This window comes from Butyrivibrio sp. XBB1001 (assembly GCF_000424505.1).
Taxonomy (GTDB): Bacteria; Bacillota; Clostridia; order Lachnospirales; family Lachnospiraceae; genus Butyrivibrio.
In genome coordinates this window covers 193,733-217,563 of the sequence record NZ_KE384201.1, presented here as the reverse complement: position 1 = coordinate 217,563, position 23,831 = coordinate 193,733, and the positions used below count along the sequence as shown (strand labels likewise).

Annotated in this window: 14 protein-coding genes; 10 read left to right on the top strand and 4 right to left on the bottom strand. The window is 41.4% G+C overall.

The features are described 5' to 3' along the window. Positions 1 to 33: 33 nt before the first annotated feature. A complete protein-coding gene (locus tag G631_RS0116890; RefSeq protein WP_026490441.1) occupies positions 34 to 1,704 on the bottom strand; it encodes a glycoside hydrolase family 43 protein in 1,671 nt (556 codons plus the stop codon). A gap of 486 nt (positions 1,705 to 2,190) precedes the next feature. On the opposite strand from G631_RS0116890, the gene G631_RS0116885 reads away from it, so the two are divergent. From G631_RS0116885 to htpG, 6 genes are all read left to right on the top strand, one after another. Next, positions 2,191 to 2,595: an amino acid-binding protein gene (locus G631_RS0116885; protein WP_026490440.1), complete on the top strand. Its 405-nt coding sequence runs from the start codon at positions 2,191 to 2,193 to the stop codon at positions 2,593 to 2,595. Between the two features lie 306 nt (positions 2,596 to 2,901). Next, entirely contained in the window at positions 2,902 to 4,893 is a 1,992-nt protein-coding gene (locus G631_RS0116880; RefSeq protein ID WP_026490439.1) for a 2-isopropylmalate synthase, read from the top strand. Positions 4,894 to 5,076: 183 nt separating this feature from the next. After that, positions 5,077 to 8,586, top strand: a complete 3,510-nt coding sequence (locus G631_RS0116875) for an N-acetylmuramoyl-L-alanine amidase family protein (RefSeq protein WP_026490438.1) — start codon at positions 5,077 to 5,079, stop codon at positions 8,584 to 8,586. 174 nt (positions 8,587 to 8,760) lie between these two features. Continuing rightward, entirely contained in the window at positions 8,761 to 10,161 is a 1,401-nt protein-coding gene (locus G631_RS0116870) for an NAD(P)/FAD-dependent oxidoreductase (RefSeq protein ID WP_026490437.1), read from the top strand. A gap of 166 nt (positions 10,162 to 10,327) precedes the next feature. Continuing rightward, positions 10,328 to 11,356, top strand: coding sequence for a peptidylprolyl isomerase (locus G631_RS0116865; protein WP_051197358.1), 1,029 nt, complete (start codon positions 10,328 to 10,330; stop codon positions 11,354 to 11,356). A 242-nt stretch (positions 11,357 to 11,598) separates the two neighbouring features. Continuing rightward, positions 11,599 to 13,728 (top strand): molecular chaperone HtpG, encoded by a 2,130-nt coding sequence (htpG, locus tag G631_RS0116860; protein ID WP_026490435.1) that lies wholly within the window; start codon positions 11,599 to 11,601, stop codon positions 13,726 to 13,728. A gap of 89 nt (positions 13,729 to 13,817) precedes the next feature. On the opposite strand, the gene G631_RS0116855 is transcribed toward htpG, so the two are convergent. The 3 genes from G631_RS0116855 to G631_RS0116845 all read right to left on the bottom strand — a co-directional run bounded on the left by G631_RS0116855 (position 13,818) and on the right by G631_RS0116845 (position 18,645). After that, entirely contained in the window at positions 13,818 to 14,585 is a 768-nt protein-coding gene (locus tag G631_RS0116855) for a response regulator (RefSeq protein ID WP_026490434.1), read from the bottom strand. A 23-nt stretch (positions 14,586 to 14,608) separates the two neighbouring features. Then, entirely contained in the window at positions 14,609 to 17,548 is a 2,940-nt protein-coding gene (locus G631_RS20500; RefSeq protein ID WP_051197348.1) for an ATP-binding protein, read from the bottom strand. A gap of 314 nt (positions 17,549 to 17,862) precedes the next feature. Beyond that, a complete protein-coding gene (locus tag G631_RS0116845; protein WP_026490433.1) occupies positions 17,863 to 18,645 on the bottom strand; it encodes a formate/nitrite transporter family protein in 783 nt (260 codons plus the stop codon). 419 nt (positions 18,646 to 19,064) lie between these two features. Here G631_RS0116845 and G631_RS0116840 point away from each other — a divergent pair, with 419 nt between their 5' ends. From G631_RS0116840 to G631_RS0116825, 4 genes are read left to right on the top strand one after another with little or no spacing between them, the layout of a single operon-like run. Next, positions 19,065 to 19,763 (top strand): ABC transporter ATP-binding protein, encoded by a 699-nt coding sequence (locus tag G631_RS0116840; protein ID WP_026490432.1) that lies wholly within the window; start codon positions 19,065 to 19,067, stop codon positions 19,761 to 19,763. Positions 19,764 to 19,775: 12 nt separating this feature from the next. Next, a complete protein-coding gene (locus G631_RS0116835; RefSeq protein ID WP_026490431.1) occupies positions 19,776 to 21,347 on the top strand; it encodes an efflux RND transporter periplasmic adaptor subunit in 1,572 nt (523 codons plus the stop codon). A 12-nt stretch (positions 21,348 to 21,359) separates the two neighbouring features. Beyond that, complete coding sequence (locus tag G631_RS0116830) at positions 21,360 to 22,568, top strand: ABC transporter permease (RefSeq protein ID WP_026490430.1); 1,209 nt, start codon at positions 21,360 to 21,362, stop codon at positions 22,566 to 22,568. 12 nt (positions 22,569 to 22,580) lie between these two features. Continuing rightward, positions 22,581 to 23,789, top strand: coding sequence for an ABC transporter permease (locus tag G631_RS0116825; RefSeq protein WP_026490429.1), 1,209 nt, complete (start codon positions 22,581 to 22,583; stop codon positions 23,787 to 23,789). Positions 23,790 to 23,831 lie beyond the last annotated feature (42 nt).

Genomic DNA, 23,831 nt, shown 5'->3' with positions numbered 1-23,831 from the left:
GACAAGCTTTTGATATTTTAAGCACGAATCCAATTAATTCATATACACAAAATTTGAAAAAGTGGCGCTGCCGCCGGCCTCTACGGTGCTGTAGACAAAAAGACCGAAACGGGCACCGGTGAAGTGATCAAGCATGAATTTGAGCTTGAAAGCTTCGCCAATTTGCTCTTCGTTATAGTAGAATACAGCAGTATCATCATTACAATTTATGCTATCTGCTGTCTGAACAGCGCTTGGATCATAACATATAGATGAATACAGCGTAACAACAGGAGAATCCAGCTTGATCCGCTCTACCTCTTCAAAGGGCTCATCGTCGTGTCTCTCGCCCCAGAAGCCGCCTGTGGTAATTTCGCGCTTTCCCATGACTAGATAATAATCTCCCTCTTTGCGGGTAATTCCAACAAGTCCATAGTTACTTTCCAGGATGCAGAGCCCTGCGTAGTCTCCATCTTTTAGTAAACTTCCATCTAACTTTACACTGCATGAGCAACCAGGAAAAAGGGTTCTCTGAGTTAGAGTGTTCTTGGCTTGAACCAGGTTTGTGCAGAGTTTGTCTGTAGTAATGGTTACAGTGCCCATTTCTAAATCTCTTTTTATAAGGGACATATCAGGCTCGTGATTAAACTGCCAGCAGGGCTTAAAACCAAAGCTTCCGGCCATTTTTGAATCATCAGCTGGATTATTAACAATTGAATCTCTAGTATCTTCGTGAAGTTCAGCTTTAAAATCATCACTTCCGACAAGAGGAGTATACTCATATCCCGGACGCAAATCTTCAATCTCAAATTCCTCAGGAATCTTGCCGTTATCACCAAAGACAGGGAAACCATCATTTCCCCAGGTCACAGGCATCAGCACGGGAATTCTTCCAACGGCGCCGCTATCCTGAAACAGAATGCTGTACCACTTGCCGCTTGGAGTCTCTACAATTCCGCCTTGAGCTACGCCGCTTCCTCTGTACCCCCTGTCATCATCCATAACATCACGTCCAACGTAGGGCCCTTCTGGCCTGTCTGCTACGAAAACAGCCTCTGTACGCTTTCCTGTTGACTTAGGCATGTGGATGAAAAAGAGATAGTACTTGCCGTTTATTTTATAGAAGTGAGCGCCTTCATAGCCAAGATATACATCATCTGAGTCTTGCACAATAGTCATATCAAGACTGCTATCAAATTTATCGGTAAGAACTGTTGGTATATTTGAAGTAGCGTCATTCGTAATTCCGCTTAAATCCTTGGAAACAAGCTTTAGCTCTTTTATATGAATCTCCTTATTTCCGGAGACAATAAAGATCCTTCCATCATCATCAAATAAAATAGAATTGTCGTGATAAAAACCATCTAGAGTGTATTTCTCCCAGGGCCCAGTTATATCTTTTGACTGATAAATATAGGTCTTGTGGGTGTCGTTGGCCACAAAGCAAATGTAGAATATCCCCTCATGATAGCGCAGAGAGGCAGCCCACATTCCCTGGCCGTAGATGTTATCTTTTCCCTCAAGGCGTTGGGCAGGCGTGCTATCAAGCCTGTCGTAGACAAAAGTAGCGTGCTCCCAGTGAACAAGATCATAGGAGCGCAGAATTTCGCAACCGGGCATAAAGTACATTGTGGTGCTGACCATGTAATAGGTATCGCCAACGCGGATGATATCTGGATCCGGGTAATCAAGCCTGGTGATGGGGTTTATGTTTTTTTGTATCATGTAAAAGAAATCTCCTTCTGCTGAGTATATTGTCTAGGTCCTCAAGATTAAGTTTATAAGGACTAGATAAAAAATGTCTGAATCCGTAAAGCCTACATTCATAGTTCTAAATCAAAAAAGCTAATATCATAAAGCCTACAAACATTATAAAACAAGAGCTATTCATCTTAATTCCTTATTCTTGCTAAATTTGAGGCTATTATTGCGGATGGAGTTAAGCAAACCTAAAATAATAAAAACACTCATATTTCCTTGAATTATTTAGTGGTATTGTGGTATAGTAGTCAAAGTAATGTACTTTAGCGCTTTTAAGTGATAACACATAAACGCAAGGAAAATATCACAGGGTGAAGTCATAGGGCAATGCTGCTGAGCAATGTCAAAGGGCTAGGTCACAGTACATTACCAATAATAAGATGATGATCAGCGGTATAGATTTTGATATAGCGCTATTGCATTTACAAGAGTTTGGAGGAAAAGAAAGAGATGCTTAAGCAGGTTTCAATTTACGCAGAGAATAAGAAAGGATGCCTTCAGAATATTACTGGGCTTTTAAGAGAGAATGAGATAAATATCCTGGGTTCAGTTACCAATGATTCAGCAGAATACGGAATTATCAGAATGGTAGTTTCTGACTCTGATAAGTGTATTGAGGTTCTTCAGGGAGCGGGCTATATGTGCAAGACTTCTAATGTTCTTGCAGTTGAGTGTAAGGATGAGGTAGGAGCTTTGGACAACATTTTAAAGACTCTCAAGGATAGCCATATAAATGTGGATTACACCTATCTTTCTTTTAACAGAGAGACTGGAAACCCAATTATGGTCATGCATACAGAGGATGTGAATGCAGTTGAGAATATCCTTGTCAACAAGGGATATCAGTGCGACTGATGGCAGCCGCATCGCTATAAGGGCGCCTTCATGGGCGCTCTTTTCGTATCATAAAAAACATCAAGTAAACTGATTAATTTCACCATGATGTAATTGTAGAAATTTATGGTAACATAATAATAATCAAAAAATCCGTCAGAAATTTTCAATTTAGGGGTAAATATTATCAAGTAAACTGACCGATATTAATATTGTAATGTTAAAAAACATCAAGCCTAAGTTAGAAGAATATAAGCATCAGGATTACAAATTATTATAGTGACAAAAGGGTCAGGAATAGACTCATAAGAAAAGGGGAGCAGCATTATGAAGAATTTCGAGAAGTATCAGCGTCAATATTTCATGCCACCTAAGGCAAGCTACGACTGGGTCAAGAAAGACTACATCGACCACCCACCAATCTGGTGCAGTGTTGACCTTCGCGATGGCAATCAGGCCCTTATTGAGCCCATGAGCCTTGATGAGAAGCTAGAGTTCTTTACAATGCTGGTAAACCTTGGCTTCAAGGAGATTGAGATCGGTTTCCCTGCAGCTTCTGAGACAGAGTTCGAGTTTGCAAGGACTCTTATCGAGAAGAACATGATTCCTGACGATGTGACAGTTCAGGTTCTCACCCAGGCAAGAGAGCACATTATAAAAAGAACTTTCGAAGCCGTAAAAGGTGCTCCAAAGGCCATAATCCATCTTTACAATTCAACTTCTGTAGCTCAGCGCGAGCAGGTTTTCAAAAAGAGCAAGGAAGAAGTCAAGCAGATAGCCATTGATGGCGCAAAACTCCTTGATAAGCTGGCAAAAGAGACTACTGGCAATTTCTCTTTTGAATATTCACCGGAAAGTTTTCCTGGAACAGAGGTGGACTACGCAGTGGAAGTCTGCAATGCCGTCCTTGACGTTTGGAAGCCAACCAAGAAGAATAAGGTAGTCATAAATATCCCTACAACAGTAGAGATAGCAATGCCACATGTGTTCGCAACCCAGGTTGAATATATCAGCAAGAACCTCAAGTACAGGGATGCTGTAGTTCTTTCGCTCCATCCACATAATGACAGAGGCACAGGCGTCAGCGATGCTGAGCTTGGATGCCTTGCTGGTGCAGACAGAATCGAGGGTACATTATTTGGAAACGGCGAGAGAACAGGCAATGTGGACATTGTAACCCTTGCAATCAACATGTTCTCTCATGGTATTGACCCGGGACTTGATTTTAGCCACATTATGGAAGTTGGCGAAACCTACGAGAGACTTACAAGAATGCATATCTACGAGAGACAGCCCTATGCTGGACAGCTTGTGTTTACTGCTTTTTCCGGATCCCATCAGGATGCCATCTCCAAGGGCTTTACATGGCATGAGCAGAAAAAAGACAGAGGCATCTGGTCAGTTCCTTACCTTCCTGTGGATCCCAAGGATCTTGGAAGAGAGTACGACGGCGATGTTATCAGGATCAACAGCCAGTCTGGAAAGGGCGGCGTAAGCTACATCTTGAAGAACAACTACGGCATGATGGTTCCCAAGGAAATGCAGGCAGATGTCAGCTACACTATCAAAGATATTTCCGACAGAGAGCATGCTGAGCTTTCACCAGCCAGAATTTATCAGATATTTGAGGATAAATACGTTCACAATGACAATATATTCAAGATCACTGCCTGCCATTTCAAGCAGATAGACGGAATCCTTGCAGAGGTAACAATTTCTCATGCAGACAAGGAGCATGTTATCGAAGCTAATGGTAATGGCCGTCTCGATGCTGTCAGCAACGCCATCAAGCAGTACTTTAACGTCAGCTACGAGCTTTCAACCTACGAGGAGCACGCTCTTTCAAGAGGTTCATCTTCAAAGGCCTGCACCTACGTTGGAATTACCCACAATGGCAAGAAGTATTGGGGCGTAGGCATTGACGAAGATATTATCCGTTCTTCCATAAATGCCCTTGTTATCGCTGTTAATCAGGTGGATGAAGTAAGAGATATCAAGAACAGCAAGGATGAGAGGATAAATTCTATCATCAACTATATACAGGAGAACTATCTGACAGTTACACTTGATGATCTTTCAAGCCAGTTCTACCTTTCAAAGCCATATCTTTCCAAGTATATCAAGGAAAAATCTGGTATGACCTTTGGCGAGAATGTAAAGAGAATCAGACTCAACAAGGCCAGCACCCTTCTTAGAAATGGCAACATGAAGGTTGAAAAGGTGGCTGAGGCAGCAGGTTACCAAAATGTCGAGCATTTCAACAGACTCTTTAAAAAGAAATACGGAATGACTCCGGTACAGTACAGAAGTAGTAGATAAAAGAGATAATGCATTGCTTGCGAAATAAATTGCGGGCAATGCATTTTTGTTGCAAAATTTTATAAAAATACTAACCAAAGGTTAATGTTTTTTCATTCAATCCTTTATTAGAATTATAAATGGTGGCCCCAATTAAAAGAGCTGCCAGAGAAGGCTCCTTATTAATGAGAAAGGTGGGATAGGATGAAAAAGAAAAACTTTGCAAGATTACTAGCTTTTGTAATGAGCGCAGCACTTGTTTTGCAACCTGTTGCTGTATACGCTACTGAACAAGGCGAAGGGGATATTACTGACCCGGTAGAAAATGTGGGAGAATTGCCAAGTGAAGAGGCTACAATTGAGCAGCCGGAGCTGACTACAACTGTGCCTGAAGTTGTACCGAAAATAACAGCCAGTGTAGCTGACGAGAGTGATGTCTCTAATATTAGCGATACATACCAGGATAGAGAGCTGATCACTGAAGTAACAACTACAAGTGATATTGCGAGCATTTTTGTATTAAACGGTGGGCTTAAACCTGTTACATTCAATTGTGATAATGAGATGGTTTCAGTATCGCAATATGAGATTCAAAAAGAGAAAAATGGAGAATTCACCACTATTAATGACTTTGGAGAGGTGACTGAAGGAAAATACAGAGTATTTGCATCTGTGGATATGAAGAACCAGATGTCCAGGGAATATGCACTTTCATCTAATGTCAAGCTTTTAGTTGATGGGAAAGAATGGACGTATGAGCAAGCGGCTATTCTAGTTGATGGATTTTTGATGTCTGCGATTTTTAGGTCACCAGAAATTGTGATTACCCAAGAAACATTACCTGCATTACAGAATGTGTATATAGAGGGTGACAAATTATATTGGGATCCTATAGTGGCAGAACCTGGACAACATATATTATATGTAGTAACCACAAATGGACAGGGTGATTATTATGCTGACCCTCCAGTAAATCTTATTGATCAGTGCGCTTATCTTAATGTGAGTCCCGGAGAAGTTACAGTGACATTAGAAGCTGTAGATTTTAATGCTGGTGATGAGAGCCTTTCTGCAATTACTGAACTTAAATATGTCTATCAAGGTGGAAGTAACAAAACTCCACTTACAAGTGTGAATACAACCAGTGATGCTGACCAAATATTTGTATTAGGCGCGCCTGCTACGCAGGTGTCTGTTGAGCTGAATAATTTTAACATATTATATGAGTTTAATGGATGGCGCGAAAAATCCGGCGATGATTGGAATTATATTTTGACTGGTACCAGATTCCAGGATAAATCCTATAAATATGACGTAACAGTTAAGGTGGCTCCATTTAGCAGTAATACATATTGCTTGGATCCTGATTTTGAGCTTACGGTGGATGGCAAGAAGTTTACACCAATAACTATTAAGAAAGAGAATTCTGGCGAAGTAAGTTCAATTAAGTTTGAATCTCCTGAGTATACATTCAAACCTGCTTCCGAGAAGACTGTGATTGAATCAGCCAAGGTAAAGAGTAACTATAAGATTATTCCTAAGGTTGATGCGCAAATACAGTTCCCCTATTTTGAGTTTGAAGAATGGGACACCCAATTAGCATTTATAGGCACGTGGTATAAAGAGGAGTCAGATGGCTCTTGGCAATATTATAACTCAGGTACATTCACACCTGGAAATTGGCGCTTTGAAGGATTTGTAAGTTTAAGCGAAAAATATGCATCCACTTACGAGTTAAGCCCTGATTTTGAGCTTGAAGTAGCTGGACAAACATGGGAAAAAGCTATTTCATTTGGCGGAGGAGACCCAGTATTTACTTCAGAAACCTTTACGCTTGAGAAGCCGGCAGAGATGAATCTGATCACTGAGGTAACAGCAACAAGTGACATTGCGGACATATTTGTATTAAACGGTGAGTTTAGATATCCTACGTATACTCTGTCTGATGACAGGGTTTCAGTATCACAATACGATGCTGTGGAGGTTATTGGACAAAAAGTCAGACCAATAAATCTTTATGGAGAAGTAACTGCGGGAATATATAAATGCAGTGTTGTTTTGACTGTGAAAACGGATACGCCTTTGAAAAATGCGTTTTCTGAAGATGTCAGGCTGATAGTTGATGGAACAGAATGGATATTTGTCAATTTCATAGGCGATACAGATGGATATTTGGTGACTGCATTGTTCGAATCACCAGGAATTTTGGTTTCCGGAGAAGAGCCTCCAGTTATTATAGACGCAGGACTCACGAATGTTTATATAGTTGGAGATTATTTATATTGGGATCTATATAATGGCATGCACTCTGGTTATGATATACAAATAAATGGAGAGAGTGATGGTGTTTACAAAATTGCTCCTTATGACCTTAAAACAGCATGTGACGATATGGGCATTGCAAAAGGAATAGTTTCTGTAAGAATTGCTGCAGTATTACTCGATGATGATTATAGCGTGATTCCGCTCACACCATACGTTGAACTTAAGTACAACTACGGTGGTGCAGAATCTGGGAATGTTTTGTCAACAGCTTCTGCAACCAGCAACTATGAATCTATTCCACAGCTGGGTAAGCCAATAGAACAACCTACTTTTGATATTGAAGGGGATTTACCAATTGAAGTAAAAGGAAACTGGTTCAAAGAAACTGAAAATGACACATGGGATGAGACTGATTTTGACCAGTTTACAGCTGGAAAATGGCGCTATGAAGCATGTATACAATTTACCGCTGATGATATAGATTACAAATTAAGTGATGATTTTTCATTGCAGGTAAATGGCAAAACATGGGATAAAGAAATAATAAAGATAGATACTGGAGATTTTATTTTATCAACATGTATTTTCTACTCAGAGGTATTTGATATTGAGGGATCAAGAGAAATAATTGGAGAAATCAATGCTACAAGTGATCTTCAGGAAATACTTGTTTATGGTAATAAACTAATAGTGCCTCATTTTGAATCAGGAAATGAGAAAGTATGGGTCTATAACAGCCATATAGAAAGAGATGACGGTGAAGGCTTCCATTGGATTGAAATGGGCGAAGAATATACGGTAATTGAAGGACGCTACAGAGCATTCGTACAAGTTGAGGTACCTAAAAATTGTTATGATGATTATGCAATTTCAGATAGCACCAAGTTGACAGTCAATGGAACAGAGTGGAAATATTATGAAACATTGGAGATTAGAGAAGGAGATGTTATAACAGCTACTTACGTATCACCTGATTTTGCGGTTTCTGCTGGTACACCTGCTGCTCCTGAGGGAGGAAAGTGGATTCAGAAGTACGGTGCATCCTACTATGAAACACCAGATGGTAAAAAAGCTACCGGCATGCAGAAGATTGGCACTGAGACTTATCTTTTTAGCAAGAATGGAACTCTTCAGAAGAATGCTTTCTATGAGTCTGAGGGCAAGAAGTTCTATTTCGGCTCAGAAGGTAAGCTGACCACAGGCTGGTTTAGTAAGTGGAGTGCAACCTACTATGCAGATGACGAAGGCGTTATCCAGACTGGATTTACAGATATTGAAGATAAGACCTATTACTTCAAGGCTGATGGCAGAATGACTGTCAGCACCTGGATTACAGTAGGCGGTGACAAGTACTATTCAAAGGCTGACGGACATCTTGCTAAGTCAGAAACCATTCTCAAATGGGGCAAGAAGTACACATTTGATGATAGAGGTGTTCTGATCAATTGATACAAGTGCTGTCCCTGTTACTGTTCAGCCCCAAAATGCGCATTATCATGTATAATTGCTCATACGCTGTGACAACTTAATAAAATATGATATAATACATTGCTTACAAGTTTATTGTTTCTTGTAGGCAATGTATTTTTTATACACATTTAGCTTTTTATATGGAGGATTTTTATGGCTAAAAATGTAGATGTTGTTATTATTGGAGCTGGCCCTGGCGGAATTTTCTGCGCCTATGAGCTGATGGAGAAAAGACCTGATCTTAAGGTCCTCATGATAGAAAAGGGACGTTCTATAGAAAAGAGAAACTGCCCCAAGCGTGTAACTAAGACCTGCGCAGGCTGCAAGCCTTGCTCAATTACAACAGGCTTTGCAGGAGCTGGTGCTTTTTCTGATGGAAAGCTTTCTCTTTCACCAGATGTAGGTGGAACACTTCCTGATATCCTTGGCTATGATGAGGCTACAAGGCTCATCCACGAGTCAGATGAAATCTATCTTAAGTTTGGCGCAGATAAGAGTGTATACGGAATCGACAAGGAAGTTGAGCTTCGCGAGATCCGTAGAAAGGCCATCAACGCTAACCTTAAGCTTGTTGAGTGCCCTATCAGACACCTTGGAACAGAGGAAGGCTACAAGATTTACAGTAAGCTTCAGGAGCATATCCTTTCTCAGGGCGTTGAGATTGAGTTTAACACAATGGTTACAGAGATCATCGTTGAGGATGGCGTATGTAAGGGAGTAAAGACTGACAAGGGCGAGGAAATCTACGCAAGAGAAGTAGTTTCAGCCGTTGGACGTGAGGGCGCAGACTGGTTTAAGGATAAGTGCGAGGAAATCGGCATCGAGACTAAGCCTGGAACCGTTGACGTGGGCGTTCGTGTCGAGGTAAGAGATGAAGTTATGCAGTTCCTCAATGAGAACCTCTATGAAGCCAAGCTTATCTACCACACACCAACCTTTGATGATAAGGTTCGTACCTTCTGTACAAATCCATCAGGCGAGGTTGCTACAGAGTACTATGATGGCGGACTTGCAGTAGTTAACGGACATGCTTATAAGGGAAAAGAGCTAAAGACCAACAACACAAACTTTGCTCTTCTTGTATCCAAGAACTTTACTAAGCCTTTCAAGACTCCTATCGAATATGGTAAGAAGATTGCAGAGCTTTCAAACATGCTCTGTGGCGGTAAGATTCTTGTTCAGACTTACGGAGACTTCAGACGTGGCAGAAGAACAACAGAGGAGAGACTCTGCAGAAACAACCTGATTCCTACACTTAAGGATGCGGTACCTGGAGATCTTTCACTAGTTTTTCCTCACAGAATCATGGTAGATCTTGATGAGATGATCCAGGCTCTTGATAAGGTCACACCTGGTATAGCCTCTGACGAGACACTTCTGTACGGCGTTGAGGTTAAGTTCTATTCTAATAAGGTAATTGTCAACAAGGACTTCGAGACTAGCATTAAGGGCCTTCGCGCAATCGGTGACGGCGCCGGTGTTACTCGTGGTCTTCAGCAGGCAAGTGCCAACGGCCTTAGCGTTGCCCGCAGCATCATAAAGAGCCTTGACTGAGATAAGCAACTTGAATAAACGCGAGTTTAGCGCAGGCACAGCACACCCCGGCCTAGCTAGAACAAGGCATGAAGCATAAGAAACATAAGAAGCAGAACAAGTGATGATAATAGCAGCGAAATCAAAAGCAAAACACAAAGTTCATATATTCCAGCGTAGCCTATGCATGGCTTTACTTATAACAAGCTTGTGTGGGCTTACTGGCTGCGGCCTTTCTGAAGGGACCGCCAAGGTGGTGTTTACCACGGGCTTTTCTAATAATGAGGTATTCAGAATAGAGGACAGTGTTTGCAGTATTCAGGAAGTTATGGTTTACCTCATCAACACGCAGAATGGCTATGAGAACACCTTTGGCTCGCAGATATGGGAAGCTCAGACAGATCAGGGCACAGTATCTACCCAGTTAAAAGAGTCGGTTCTTGCCAAGCTTGCTCAGATAAAGGCTATGAACCTTCTGGCTGCGGATATGGGAATAACACTTGATGAAGAGGAACTTCAAAATGCCAGAGAGGCAGCAGCTGCCTACTACGATACTCTAAATCAGTCAGATGTTGATGCCATGTATGGGGCAACAGAGGATACAATCTTTCAGGTGTATTCTGAATACGCTCTTGCAGACAAGGTCTATGACTACATTATAAGGGACATCAATCCGGAGATCAGTGATGACGAGGCTAGAACTATCACAGTTGAGCAGATCTTTTTAAAGACCTACAGCCTTAATGCAGCTGGCGAGAAGGTTCCCTTCAATGAATCAGAGAAGAACACCACATATCTTAAGGCTACCAGCATCAAAAATCAGCTCATAGAAGGCAGCACCTTTGAAGAACTGATGACCAATTATAACGAGGCTGAGGAATCCACAATTTCCTTTGGTAAGGGAGAGATGGATGAAGCCTATGAACAGGCTGCTTTTAACCTTGGAACTGATGAAGTAAGCGGGATTGTGGAAACTTCTGACGGATACGTTATCATCAAATGTATATCCACCTTCAACAGAGAGCAGACTGAATACAACAAGGTCAGGATTGTCGCTGAGAGAAAAAGAGAAGTCTTCGGGGAGAAATATGATGCCTTTGTTGATACTCTCACAAAAGAGCTCAATGAAGATTTGTGGGATTCCATCGAAGTAACTTCCAACGAAGCAGTGACAACTTCAGATTTATGGAAGGTGTATGATGTATATTTCAAGTGATTGAACCAGGAAATATGTCTATCAATAGATAATGCACAAATTTAATAATAAAGACTTGATTAACAACGTTGTTAGCACTCACATATTGTGAGTGCTAATTTTTTATTGACTTTTGTTTTTGAGGGTCTTAAACTAGAACTTGGTGGGCAAGATACGCCCACATTTATTCTGATAAATTGTGTAAGCGACAGATTTATCAGACTATCAATATGAACAGAATTATTAAAAAGGGAGTGAGAATTATGGCTTCAAAAAAAGGTAATCTTTCAATCAACAGCGAGAACATGTTCCCAATCATCAAGAAATGGTTGTATTCGGATCATGATATTTTTTACAGAGAAGTAATTTCAAATGCATGTGATGCTATCACCAAGATCCGCAAGATGGATATGATGGGTGAGTACACACTTCCAGAGGGATTTAAACCTCGTGTAGATGTAGTTTTAAATGACAAAGAGAAGACTATCAAGATCACAGATAATGGTATCGGTATGACAGCAGAAGAGGTTGAGGAATATATCAACCAGGTAGCTTTTTCTGGAGCTACAGACTTCCTTAACAAGTACAAGGACAAGGCTAACGCAGATCAGATCATTGGTCACTTTGGTCTTGGTTTCTATTCAACCTTCATGGTTTCTGATTATGTAGACATCGATACGCGCTCTTACAAGTCAGATGCTGAGTCTGTACACTGGACCTGCGATGGCGGCTCAGACTTTGAGATGAGCGACGGTCAGAAGACTGAGGTTGGTACAACAATCACACTTCACCTCTCAGAGGACTGCCTTGAGTTCTGCAACGAGTACAAGGCTAGAGAAGTTATCGAGAAATACTGCTCATTCATGCCTTATGAGATCTACCTGTCCAAGGAGAACGAGGACGGCACAGAGACCATCAAGGAATCTGAAAAGCGCGATGACGATGTAGTTATAGAGACTATCGAGCCTGAGAAGAAAGAGGCTAAAGAGGGCGAGGAGCCTCAGGAAGAGGAGAGAAAGCTCAAGATAAAAAGACGTCCTCAGCTTCTTAATGATACACATCCTCTTTGGGCTAAGACTCCTAAGGACTGCACAGATGAGGAGTACAAGGAGTTCTACAGAAAGGTATTCCGCGACTACAAGGAGCCTTTATTCTGGATTCACCTTAACATGGATTACCCATTCAACTTAAAGGGTATCCTCTACTTCCCTAAGATCAACATGGAGTTTGAGTCAATTGAGGGAACTATAAAGCTTTACAACAACCAGGTATTCATTGCTGATAACATCAAGGAAGTTATTCCTGAGTACCTCATGCTCCTTAAGGGTGTTATTGACTGTCCTGATCTTCCTCTTAACGTATCAAGATCAGCGCTTCAGAATGATGGTTTTGTCAAGAAGATTTCAGAGTACATCAGCAAGAAGGTTGCTGAGAAGCTTGCAGGTCTTTGCAAGACTGACAAAGAGAACTATGACAAGTACTGGGATGACATCAGCCCATTCATCAAATATGGTTGCCTTCGCGACGACAAGTTCTGCCAGAAGATGACAGATTATATCCTGTTCAAGAACCTTGATGGCAAGTATCTTACAACTCCTGAGGCTCTTCAGATCAACAAAGAGGCTGAGGAAGCAGCTGCCAAGGAAGAGGCTACTGATGAGAATGGTGAGAAGGTTCAGGCAGAGGTTGTAGATTCTGAGGGTAAGCCAGTTTCAGATGGCGCAGACGCTCCCAAGGATCAGACAGCTGATGACAAGAAGGACGAGGAAAAAGAGAAAGAGCCTCGCACAATTTACTATGTAACAGATGAGCAGCAGCAGAGCCAGTACATCAACATGTTTAAGGCTCAGAAGATGGAAGCCTTCATCATGAACCACTCAATTGATGTACCTTTCATGCAGCAGCTTGAGGCCAAGAATGAGGGCATTTCCTTCAAGAGAATCGATGCAGACCTTACAGATACCTTCAAGTCCAAAGTGGGCAAGAAGGCAGCAGAGGAACTTGCAGAAAAAGAGAAAACTCTTGCCGAGAAGGTTAAGAAAGCTCTTAAGAACGACAAGCTCACCGTTAAGCTTGAAAAGCTCAAGGACAAGAAGCTTTCTTCTATGCTTACAGTATCAGAAGAGTCCAGACGTATGGCTGACATGATGAAGATGTATGCCATGAACGGAATGGGAATGGGAGATTTTGGCGCAGAAGGCCAGACACTTATTCTTAACGCTAACCATCCTCTTGTACAGTATGTACTTGAGCATGAAGATGCAAACAATACAAAGATGATCTGCGAGCAGCTCTACGATCTTGCTCGCATCCAGAATGCACCACTTGAGGGCGAGGCTATGACTAAGTTCATCGCTCGTAGTAATGAGATCATGCTGACACTTACAAAATGATCAGATATATCATAATTTAAAAGAATACAATATGCTAGGACGTTTCAGAAGCTTTTGAGTAACCTGAAACGTCCTTTTTATATCGAAAACTAAATATATTGTTTCGCTTTCTGCTTCTCAAAGAACTCATCGATATTTGCAATAAGCTCTGCTGGTGGCATGGTTTTTAAGAGGTATTTTTCGGGTTTAAGAGCTACTACGTTCATGACACTTTCCTTGTCACCCTTTACAGTCAGGAACATGACAGGGATATCGTTGGTGGTGGTTTCGCTTCTTAGCATTTCAAGGACCTTTGGCCCATTTGTGATAGGCATCTCATAGTCAAGGAGGATAAGGTCAACAGTGTTTTTGGCCAGGAAAGTGATGGCTGCCATTCCGGAATTTACCATGAATACCTGGTACTTTTCAGAGAGCCAGCTCTTTATGGTTCGCAGCATCGTGCCATCATCGTCGATAACAAGAATCTTTTTCTTTTGAAGTCTTACTTCTTCTGCCGCAACTATTTCCAGCATCTTAGCCCCAAGCTCTTTTACATTGACAGGCCTGACAAATGCAGCTGCAATCTTATCTTTGGTGGTTGCTGTGTAGATTTTTTCTATTTCATCAGGAGAGCCTATTACGCTTATAGAAAGCGTGTTTTCTATGGCCTTGTCCCGTAGATATACAAAGAACTCCATCATCTCCTCAATATCATCCACATAGACAAGGTAGACATTTGGTTTATTCTCTAGATGTTCAATTGCTGTCACGTCAGGTGGCGCCTGCAGGACTTCAAACCCCTGGCTTTGAAGCTCGCCTGCAATGGAGGTCACCATAAAGCTTTTTTTATCACCTACTAAAATCACTCTTTTTTCCATAATCGATCCTCATTAACCAATATCTATAACAGCTTTAAAAGCTCATCTCTGTCTACGTTGGACAAAAGAATCTTTACCTTGCTATATTTATCCTGATACTTGTCAGGAATACTGTACTCTGCGAGCATCTTCATGATGCCATCTGCTGTATCATAGTCATAGGCATCAATGAGCTCTTTCATATCACGAAAGGCCCTTTCCAAGGTCTCCTCGTCAATAGGGGGCAGTTCCTTATCAGATTCATTGCCATTTATCTTTGACAACTTGTCCTTGTAGCTTCTATAAAGGGCTAAAAGCTCAGGAGTTTTATTTTTTACCTCAGGAGCATCTTCTTTATTTCCACAGTCTTCCAGAAAGGCAGCCATTTCAGATAACTTCATAGCACCAATAAGCCTTGCAGAGCTCTTTAGAGCATGCACACTAATTGTATAATTCCTGTAGTCATCGCTATTTGCAAAGTTTTCTATGTTATCAGCCTTGGAATCTATGGTTGTCAAAAACTCTTTTACCACATCTGTAAGAAGGTCCCGGCTTCCGCAGTTTTTGATAGCTTCACTTAAATCTATTCCCTCTAGCATAGACAGTACATCTGCATCGCCTGCAGAATCAGCCTTTTCACTGTCTTTAGAGTCTTTTGAAACATCTATTAGCTTTTCTTTTGGCAGGTAGCTCTTTAACATATCCTCTAAAAGAGCTGCATCAATGGGCTTTGACAGATAGCCATCAAATCCCTCTGCCAGGTATTCTTCCCTGGCACCAACTCCTGCATTGGCTGTAAGAGCAATACAGGGAACACCTTTGCAGAGATTTCCGGAAAGCTCCTTCATGGCATGCAAAGTTTCGACACCATCCATTTCCGGCATTCTGTGATCGATAAAGATGACATCGTATTTCTTTTTCTGAACCTTTTCAAGGGTTTCCATTCCACTTTCTGCGGTGTCAATTCTGATCTGAGTTGCCTTTAAAAGACCCTTTACGACCGTGAGATTGATTGGAGTATCATCTACTACCAGAATTTCAGCCTCGGGAGCTCTGAACTTCTCATGATACTTCTCTTGAGACCGCACAAATTCTTTATACTTTTCTTTAAAATCACCAAGCTCATCCCAGGAAGCAACATTTTGAACAATTTCAAAAGAAAAAGAGGAACCCTCACCATAAATACTGGAAACATTGAGGCTTGAACCCATAAGAGCTAGTAACTTTTGTACAATACTCATGCCAAGCCCGGTGCCTTCAATAGTGCGGTTTCGGCTCTCTTCAATCCTTTCAAAAGGAGAGTAGAGCTTTTTGAGGTCTTCATCCTTTATGCCAATTCCAGTGTCAATTACCTGGAAGTTCAAGTAAATACTGCCTTCATCTTTTTTTCTGTAGCTGATGTTTAGTGTTACAGAGCCTTCCTCAGTGTATTTGACGGCATTTGTGAGAATGTTGCTGACGCACTGCTTTATCCTGATCTCATCACCTATAAGGCCGCTTGGAAGGGTGGGGTCAATATTAAGTTCAAGGGCAAGCCCCTTATCATTTGCTCTTGCTGATATCAGATTTATAAGGTCGTTTATAGTTGAGCCCAAATGATAAGGCATTGGCAGAATATCCATTTTGCCCGCTTCAATCTTTGAAAAATCCAGAATATCATTAACTATATTAAGAAGAGAGTTTCCGGCGCTCTTTATGCTGTTTGCATATTCGACGATTGACTCCTGGCTGCTTTCCCTTATTATCATCTCGTTAAGACCCAGAACTGCGTTTATAGGAGTCCTGATCTCATGGGACATATTTGAGAGAAAAGAGGATTTGGCTTCGGAAGCTCTTGTTGCAACCTCTAGCTCTTTTTCCAGCTCCTGTTCCTCCTGCAGGCGGTTTATATAGGCTTCCACGGCGTGGACAGTTTCCTTTATGGAATCATTTACTATCCTGATCTCGTCATGGGATCTTACGTTAAGATTATCCACAGTCCTTCCGACTTCAAGCTTTTTGGCATCATCGGCTCTGGAATACTTATCCATAAAATCTGACATGTTGCCAAGGGGAACGCCTATACAGGTCTTAACATAGAAATTAATAAATCCGGCCATAGGAATTCCGATGCACATCATCAGAAGCAGCATCTTAAGGTCATATCCCAAGACAGTAGTGTCAAAGGTAAAGGTTAAACTCTGCAGTTCATCCAGCACATCATTTTGAAAAACAGTTGCCTGCTGAGAAAATAGGTAGCTTGAATTTACTGAGTCTGAAATTATCTTCTTGATATCTGGGAAAAGAACTACCATAAATACAGCAACAGAAAGCCCAAGGATGATCTCTACGAATACGATTATGGCTGTGATCTTCATGCTTATCTTTGTCTTTCTGTGATTTATAAGATAATCATGTTCTCCACTAAATTCCTTGGTATAGCGGATTGAAAGCGGGAAGGGATACTTTAGGAAATCGGGGCACTTGGTATAGTACAAATAGAAAAAGATTGCAGTAGAAAAAATTACAAGGGTATCCCTAAAAAGATAGGTCGTATAATCAAAAAATCTGTAAAGCCTAAACTCATTGTTGGGGATAAGTGAAAAGCAGGCAAGCTCAAAGAACGAAGTGATGAAAAGAGTTACAGCTGCACTGATTATGGTCTTTTTTATGGTCTTGAAGTAGTAATATTGTGAAAAAGCAGAAAACATCAGCATCGCCATAAGAAGAACGACCATATTGTAGGCGTTGGCGGTATTGAATATAAGGGAAAGTATAAAAGAAAAAACATAAGCAAATAGGGCCAGAAAGTACCCATATAAGGCTCCTATCAAAAGAAATGGCGAAAGAAAAAAGGTAAAATATGTAGTGCCGCCTGAAGCTACTTTCATGCTATCTTCATTGAGTCCGGTAAATGCGCAATAAAAAGAAAGCAGTAGGAACACGGCTATATTAATAACAAATGCCAGAATGGTCTGAAAGGTCTTAGCTTTATCTTTTTTCATAGATCAGGTCCCTCATGACATAAAGCGCGGCGGTGCATATATGATATATGAATTGCTTTGTTTCTTCGAAACTCCCTCTATTCTACAAATATTCGGAAATCGCTAATTTACTTCGTAAATTGCGTATTCCTCATATTTGTTCGGTCTTCAAGGTCATATGTTGCTTTATGCAAGCATAGCAACCTATGACTTTGAATCCCTATATCAAAATAATTATACAAAAAAGTTGCAGAATATGATACATAATTCTGCAACTAAAAATACGATATAACGATGATAAAAATAGGCTAGATAAATCAGAGTTATCAGGCATATTATTTTTTTAGATAGATTGCATAGTACATAGCACCTACGCAGACAGCTCCGCCTATGATATTTCCAATTGTTACTGGAATAAGGTTAGTTACAAAAAAGCCAAATAGTGAAAGACCCTGAGCCGAAATTCCATATTCAGCGCTTGCGAGCATTCCTGCAGGGATGAAGTACATGTTAGCTACGCAGTGCTCAAAACCGCAGATAATAAAGAGCATTACAGGAAGCCAGAGAGCAAGGACCTTGCCGGCTATTTCATCTGCTGAAAAAGAGCACCATACAGCCATGCAGACAAGTACATTGCAGAGGATGCCGCGGAGAAGCCCGTCGCTAAAGGAAATATTAGCCTTGGTAACTGCAGTTGATACTACATTTTCTGCAAGGGCATTATTTGCAAAGGAATATATGTGAGAATAAGTTGCTGTAAGGGCAATGAGAAAACCACCAACCATATTACCAAAATAAACGATGACCCAGTTCTTTAGCATGCCAGAAATCTTGGCCTTACCTGATAATACAGGGATAAAGATAAGGCAGTTTCCGGTAAAGAGCTCAGCTCCGCCTATAAGGACCATAAAAAGACCTATTGGGAAGACAACACTACTGATCATGCGGGCACTTGAAGGGTCAGCTGCGCAGCAGCTTGCAATCTGACTTCCAAGACCACCAAGAGCTATAAAGGCACCAGCCAGGATACTAAGTAGAAAGGTCTTTAATACGCCGGTTTCTGTCTTGCCCTTTCCTACTGTTTCATATTTTACTGCGATTTCTGCAGGTGATTTCATTGATTGTTCCTCCTGAATACTTAACTACTCATATTTGTTTGGGACATAAAGTCAAAATGCATAACATGCAAGCATTTGTGACTTTTGACACCTATATCATATACTTAATATAGTATATTATTGCATGCAAAAACACAATATGTTGTGGGCACCTTTTTGAAGGCAGCAATTATTTTGCAGCAAACTAAATGATTTTATAAAAAATTTAGAATCTTTGCAAGAAATCTTCGCAAAAATAGGGGATAATTAAAAACGAAAACGATTAAAAGACATTAAAAATCGTGTAGATTCTGTGTATTTTTGTTGCTTTATGTTTACAAAAATACTTTAAAAGCATAATCTAAAGTATGTTGATTAGATTTTATACAACGGAAACTTTGTTTTGCGATAATCACGGGAAGTGACGATAGAGGTTAGTTATGAAAAAACTTGTAGAAATAAAGGATGTATCTAAGATATACAATCCCGGGGTCAATGAAGTAAAAGCTCTTAATCACGTCAACCTGATAATAGGTGAGGGCGAGTTTGTAGCAATCATAGGCCAGTCTGGCTCAGGAAAATCCACTCTTATGAATATGCTGGGGTGTCTTGATACTCCAACCAGCGGCAAATATTTTTTACATGGACAGGATGTATCCCATATGACAGATGACGAGCAGTCTGATGTCAGAAACAGGGAGATAGGCTTTATCTTCCAGGGCTTTAACCTGATACCATCTCTGACAGCACTTGAGAATGTTGAGCTGCCTCTTATATATAGAGGTGTGGGTAAAAAGGAAAGAGCCAAGCTTTCCATGGATGCGCTACATCATGTGGGACTTGGAAACCGAATGACTCACAGGCCCAATGAGATGTCAGGTGGTCAGCAGCAGAGAGTAGCTATTGCTAGGGCTATAGCCCAGGCACCACCAATTCTTCTTGCGGATGAGCCAACTGGTAACCTGGATTCAGGCTCTAGTAAGGAAATCATCAGCATTATCAAGAAATTATATAAAGAGGGTCGAACAGTAATCATAATCACTCATGACCCGGGAATAGCAGCACAGGCAAAGAGAATAATAACTATATCTGACGGACAGATAGTTTCAGATATCATGAACAAAGACTACAAGGATTAATAGGGAGGCAATATGGCACAGGATAAGGAACTTGAGGTAAAAACAAAAGATACAGCAGATACTGCGGCTCAGACAGTGGTAAATGCAGACAACGAAAAGGCTGAGGTAAGTAAAAGTGAGGCTACTAGTGAAGCACCTGTTTACGAAGAATATGAGACTACAGAAATAGCTAAAAAGCCCAAGAAGAGGGTAAAGAAAAGATTTATTGCTCTGGGCGTTGTAGCTCTTTTGATAGTATTCTTTGTAGTGTCCAGATTAAATGCAGCCAAGAATATGGTTGTATATGTTCCGGTTGAGGAAGCAAGCCTTGGAACAATCGAGAACGTGCTTTCTATTTCAGGAACAGTGCAGAGTGCAGAGTCCAAGACTTATTTTTCCGAGGTGACTGCGCCTGTATCAAGCGTAAATGTCAAGGTTGGAGACAAGGTGGCGGCAGGAGATGTGCTTCTTTCCTATGATGAATCTGCTCTTAATCTTGCAGAGCAGACTGCAGACCTTGCAATCACTCAGGCTGAAGGCTCTTACAACAGCATGTACACAACAGCCAATGCTTATGACAGAGAGTATGCACAGGGCATGTCACTTCATCAGATCCAGGACAGATTAAATCACATCACTCTTGAAATTCAGGACCTTAAGAACAAGATCAGTGAAAAGACAACAAGACTTCAGCGCACACAGACAGAGCTTAATAAGCTCCTTAATGACTACAATGAAAATGGCATTTCCGACAAGGAAGAGGGCTATGATCCAATGGAGAGAAAGGACGAAAATGGTAATGAAATGTACCTTCAGACCCAGAACTCTCTTGCCGAGATCCAGTATGCCCTTACAAATGACCCAGAGATCATAAGCTGGAACAATCAGATCACAGCACTTACTCTTGAGCAGACAAATCTTAATGCTGCCAAGGGTGCATATATCAACCCCGGCCAGGCTACATCTTCCAAGGCTTCCAAGGATTCTACAGTGCTGACCCAGGGCGATAGCAAGGATAAGATTTCTGAGGCAAAAGAGGGAATTAAGGCCGACTTTAATGGTGTTGTAACAAATGTTGCAATTGTAGAAGGTGCGACTGCTGCAAACGGAGCCCAGCTCCTTACTCTTGAAAATCTTGATGACGTTGAAGTTTTGGTTCAGATTTCAAAGAGTGACCTTCCTAAGATAGCAATAGGACAGCAGGTTGATATCACAATAAACGGTAAGGCCTATGATGGCGAGATTGAGAAGATTGCTGGTGCAGCTACCAAGAATAATAACGGTGTTGCGGTTGTAGCTACAACTATCAAGGTTAAAAATCCTGATTCAGACATTATCCTTGGCGTAGAGGCAAATAATAAGATCCATGCTCAGAAGGCTGATAATACGCTGGTTCTTCCATATGAGTATGTTCAGACTGATGCCCAGGGAGATTTTGTATATGTTTATGACAACGGAGTTGTTGCCCGCAAGAACGTTACTATTGGTATTGCATCCAGCACTCAGGCTCAGATTGTAGAGGGACTTAACGCTGGAGATATGGTTATCGCAGGAAATTATGACACTCTTACAGAGGGAATGGCAGTGGCAGTTATGCCTCAGTAAATAATCAGGATTATGGGAAAATTCGGCGAATATTTTAAAAGCGCAATTAAACAGATAATAAGTAACGGCTATAGAACCGTCATGACCATGCTGGGAATAGTTATTGGTATCGCGGCGGTCATAGCTGTTGTTTCTCTTGGAAATGGTATGAGCCATTTTGTTACCAGCCAGCTTAATGATATCGCAGGTAACTATGGCAATATCAGCATCGATTCCTCCAAGACTTCGGAAACCTTTACCAAGGACGATATGGATCTTTTGGAAGAAGCTATGCCTGATATCAAGGGCGTTTCTCCTGACTTTTCAGTTTATGGAAAGGTGGCAGGAAGAAGAGAAACCTATTCCGCGTACGTTTCTGGCGGCACTGAAAGCCTTGAGTATTCCTACAGCAATGGAATAGTAAAGGGCAGATATTTTACCAGGCAGCAGGTTGATAGCAACCAGAGAGTATGCGTTATGCTCCTTGATGATGCCAAGAAAATCTTTGGAACAGAAGATGCAATAGGACTTAACATAGACATTACTATATGGGGAAAAACAGCAACCTACACTGTAGTGGGACTTCGCGAGAACATGAACAGAATGTACTCTTTTATCATGGAAGGCCAGGACTACAGCGCAACTATCGAGATTCCCTACACATCTCTTGGGGCAGATTTTGATATTTATGTAGACAACTTCTATTCAATGGTTCTTTTTGCAGATCAGTCTATCCTTACTGATAGAATTAATACGGCAAAAGAGATACTTACAAACACTCACGGACTTCATGGAATCAAGGCTATTAATGCCTATAGCATGGCTGATATTTCTGAACAGCTTGACACTATCCTTGGCTATGCCACTAAGTTCCTTTTACTGGTGTCAGTCATATCTCTTATTGTAGGTGGCATAGGTGTAATGAATATCATGCTGGTATCGGTAACGGAAAGAACCAGAGAGATCGGTATACGAAAGTCCATAGGAGCCAAGACTGGAGCTATTATGACCCAGTTCCTTGCTGAGGCCGCGATATTGACACTCCTTGGCGGAATAGTCGGAATCATCCTTGGCATTGTCATGGCCTACATAATCTGCACCCTTATTGGATTTGATGTGATAATCACACCAACTTCCGTAATTGGAGCAGCTCTTTTCTCGGTACTTATAGGACTTTTCTTTGGAATTTATCCAGCACGAAAAGCTGCCAAGATGAAACCAATCGACGCACTCAGGTTATAAACAGGAGCATAAATGTATCTAGAGTATGTAAAAAGCGCAATATCCAGCATAAAAAGTAATAAAGGCAGGTCTTTCCTTACGATGCTTGGCATCATCATAGGAATAGCTGCCGTACTTACTGTGCTCATAATTGGGGATGGCATGAAGGCTACAGTAAATGGCGAAATGGACTCTATAGGAGCCACCACCATTTCCGTAACCCTTGATGATACCAAAACAGATAAAGGCTTTACCAAGGACCAGCTTGACCTTATCGAAAACAATATAAGCGATATTGATGGAGTATCTCCCGGACTTCAGTATGGAGGCCAGCTTGTGATGGGAGATAAGACCTTTGATGCTATAGTCAATGGAGAAACCCCAGCTTCCGGGATGTCAGGCCAGGTTGAGATGATCCACGGAAGATTCCTTATTAAATCCGATGTGGATGAAGCCAAGAAAGTGGTAGTTCTCAGCCAGACAGCTGCAACAAAACTTTTTGGCTATGAAGACGTTGTGGGAAACTTCCTGGAAGTAAGCGCTTATGGAGCGACAGATGAGTATGTTGTTGTGGGAGTCCGCAAGGATAATACCCTTGATACAGCCTATGCAAGCTTTTTTGATGAGCCTTCATTTATTGTGACAATGCCCTATACATCTATGCTTGATCTTTATATGATCGATATGGAGAGCAATGTTCATGGTTTCACAATTTACACAGACAGTGAGTACAAGGATCAGGTTCTTTCAAAAACAAGATCTGTTGTGGAAAACGTCATGGGACTAAGGGGAGAAAATGCGGTAAAAATTTCTTCCGGCTACGGCTTTGACGAAACCACAAATACAATTCTTAACATCATAACCACAGTAGTAGCTGTTATCGCTGCTATTTCACTTCTTGTTGGCGGAATCGGCGTTATGAACATCATGACTGTTTCAGTTACAGAAAGAACAAGAGAAATCGGTATCAGGAAGTCCCTGGGCGCTAGAACTTCTTCAATCCTGACCCAGTTCCTGGCTGAGGCTTCAATCCTCACCTTTACAGGTGGCCTTATCGGCCTCCTTCTGGGCCTTGCAATATCCTACCTTATCTGCAAGATCATTGACTTTGCTTTCATAGTCAATCCGGTCCTGGTAGTCATCGTAGTCCTCATATCAACTGCAATCGGCCTCTTCTTTGGTATCTACCCCGCCAAAAGAGCCGCAGCCCTCGACCCAATCGAAGCCCTCCGCACCGAGTAACCACCGCACCTCCGCTCCTAGCCACAAGCGTGAGCGGAGGGA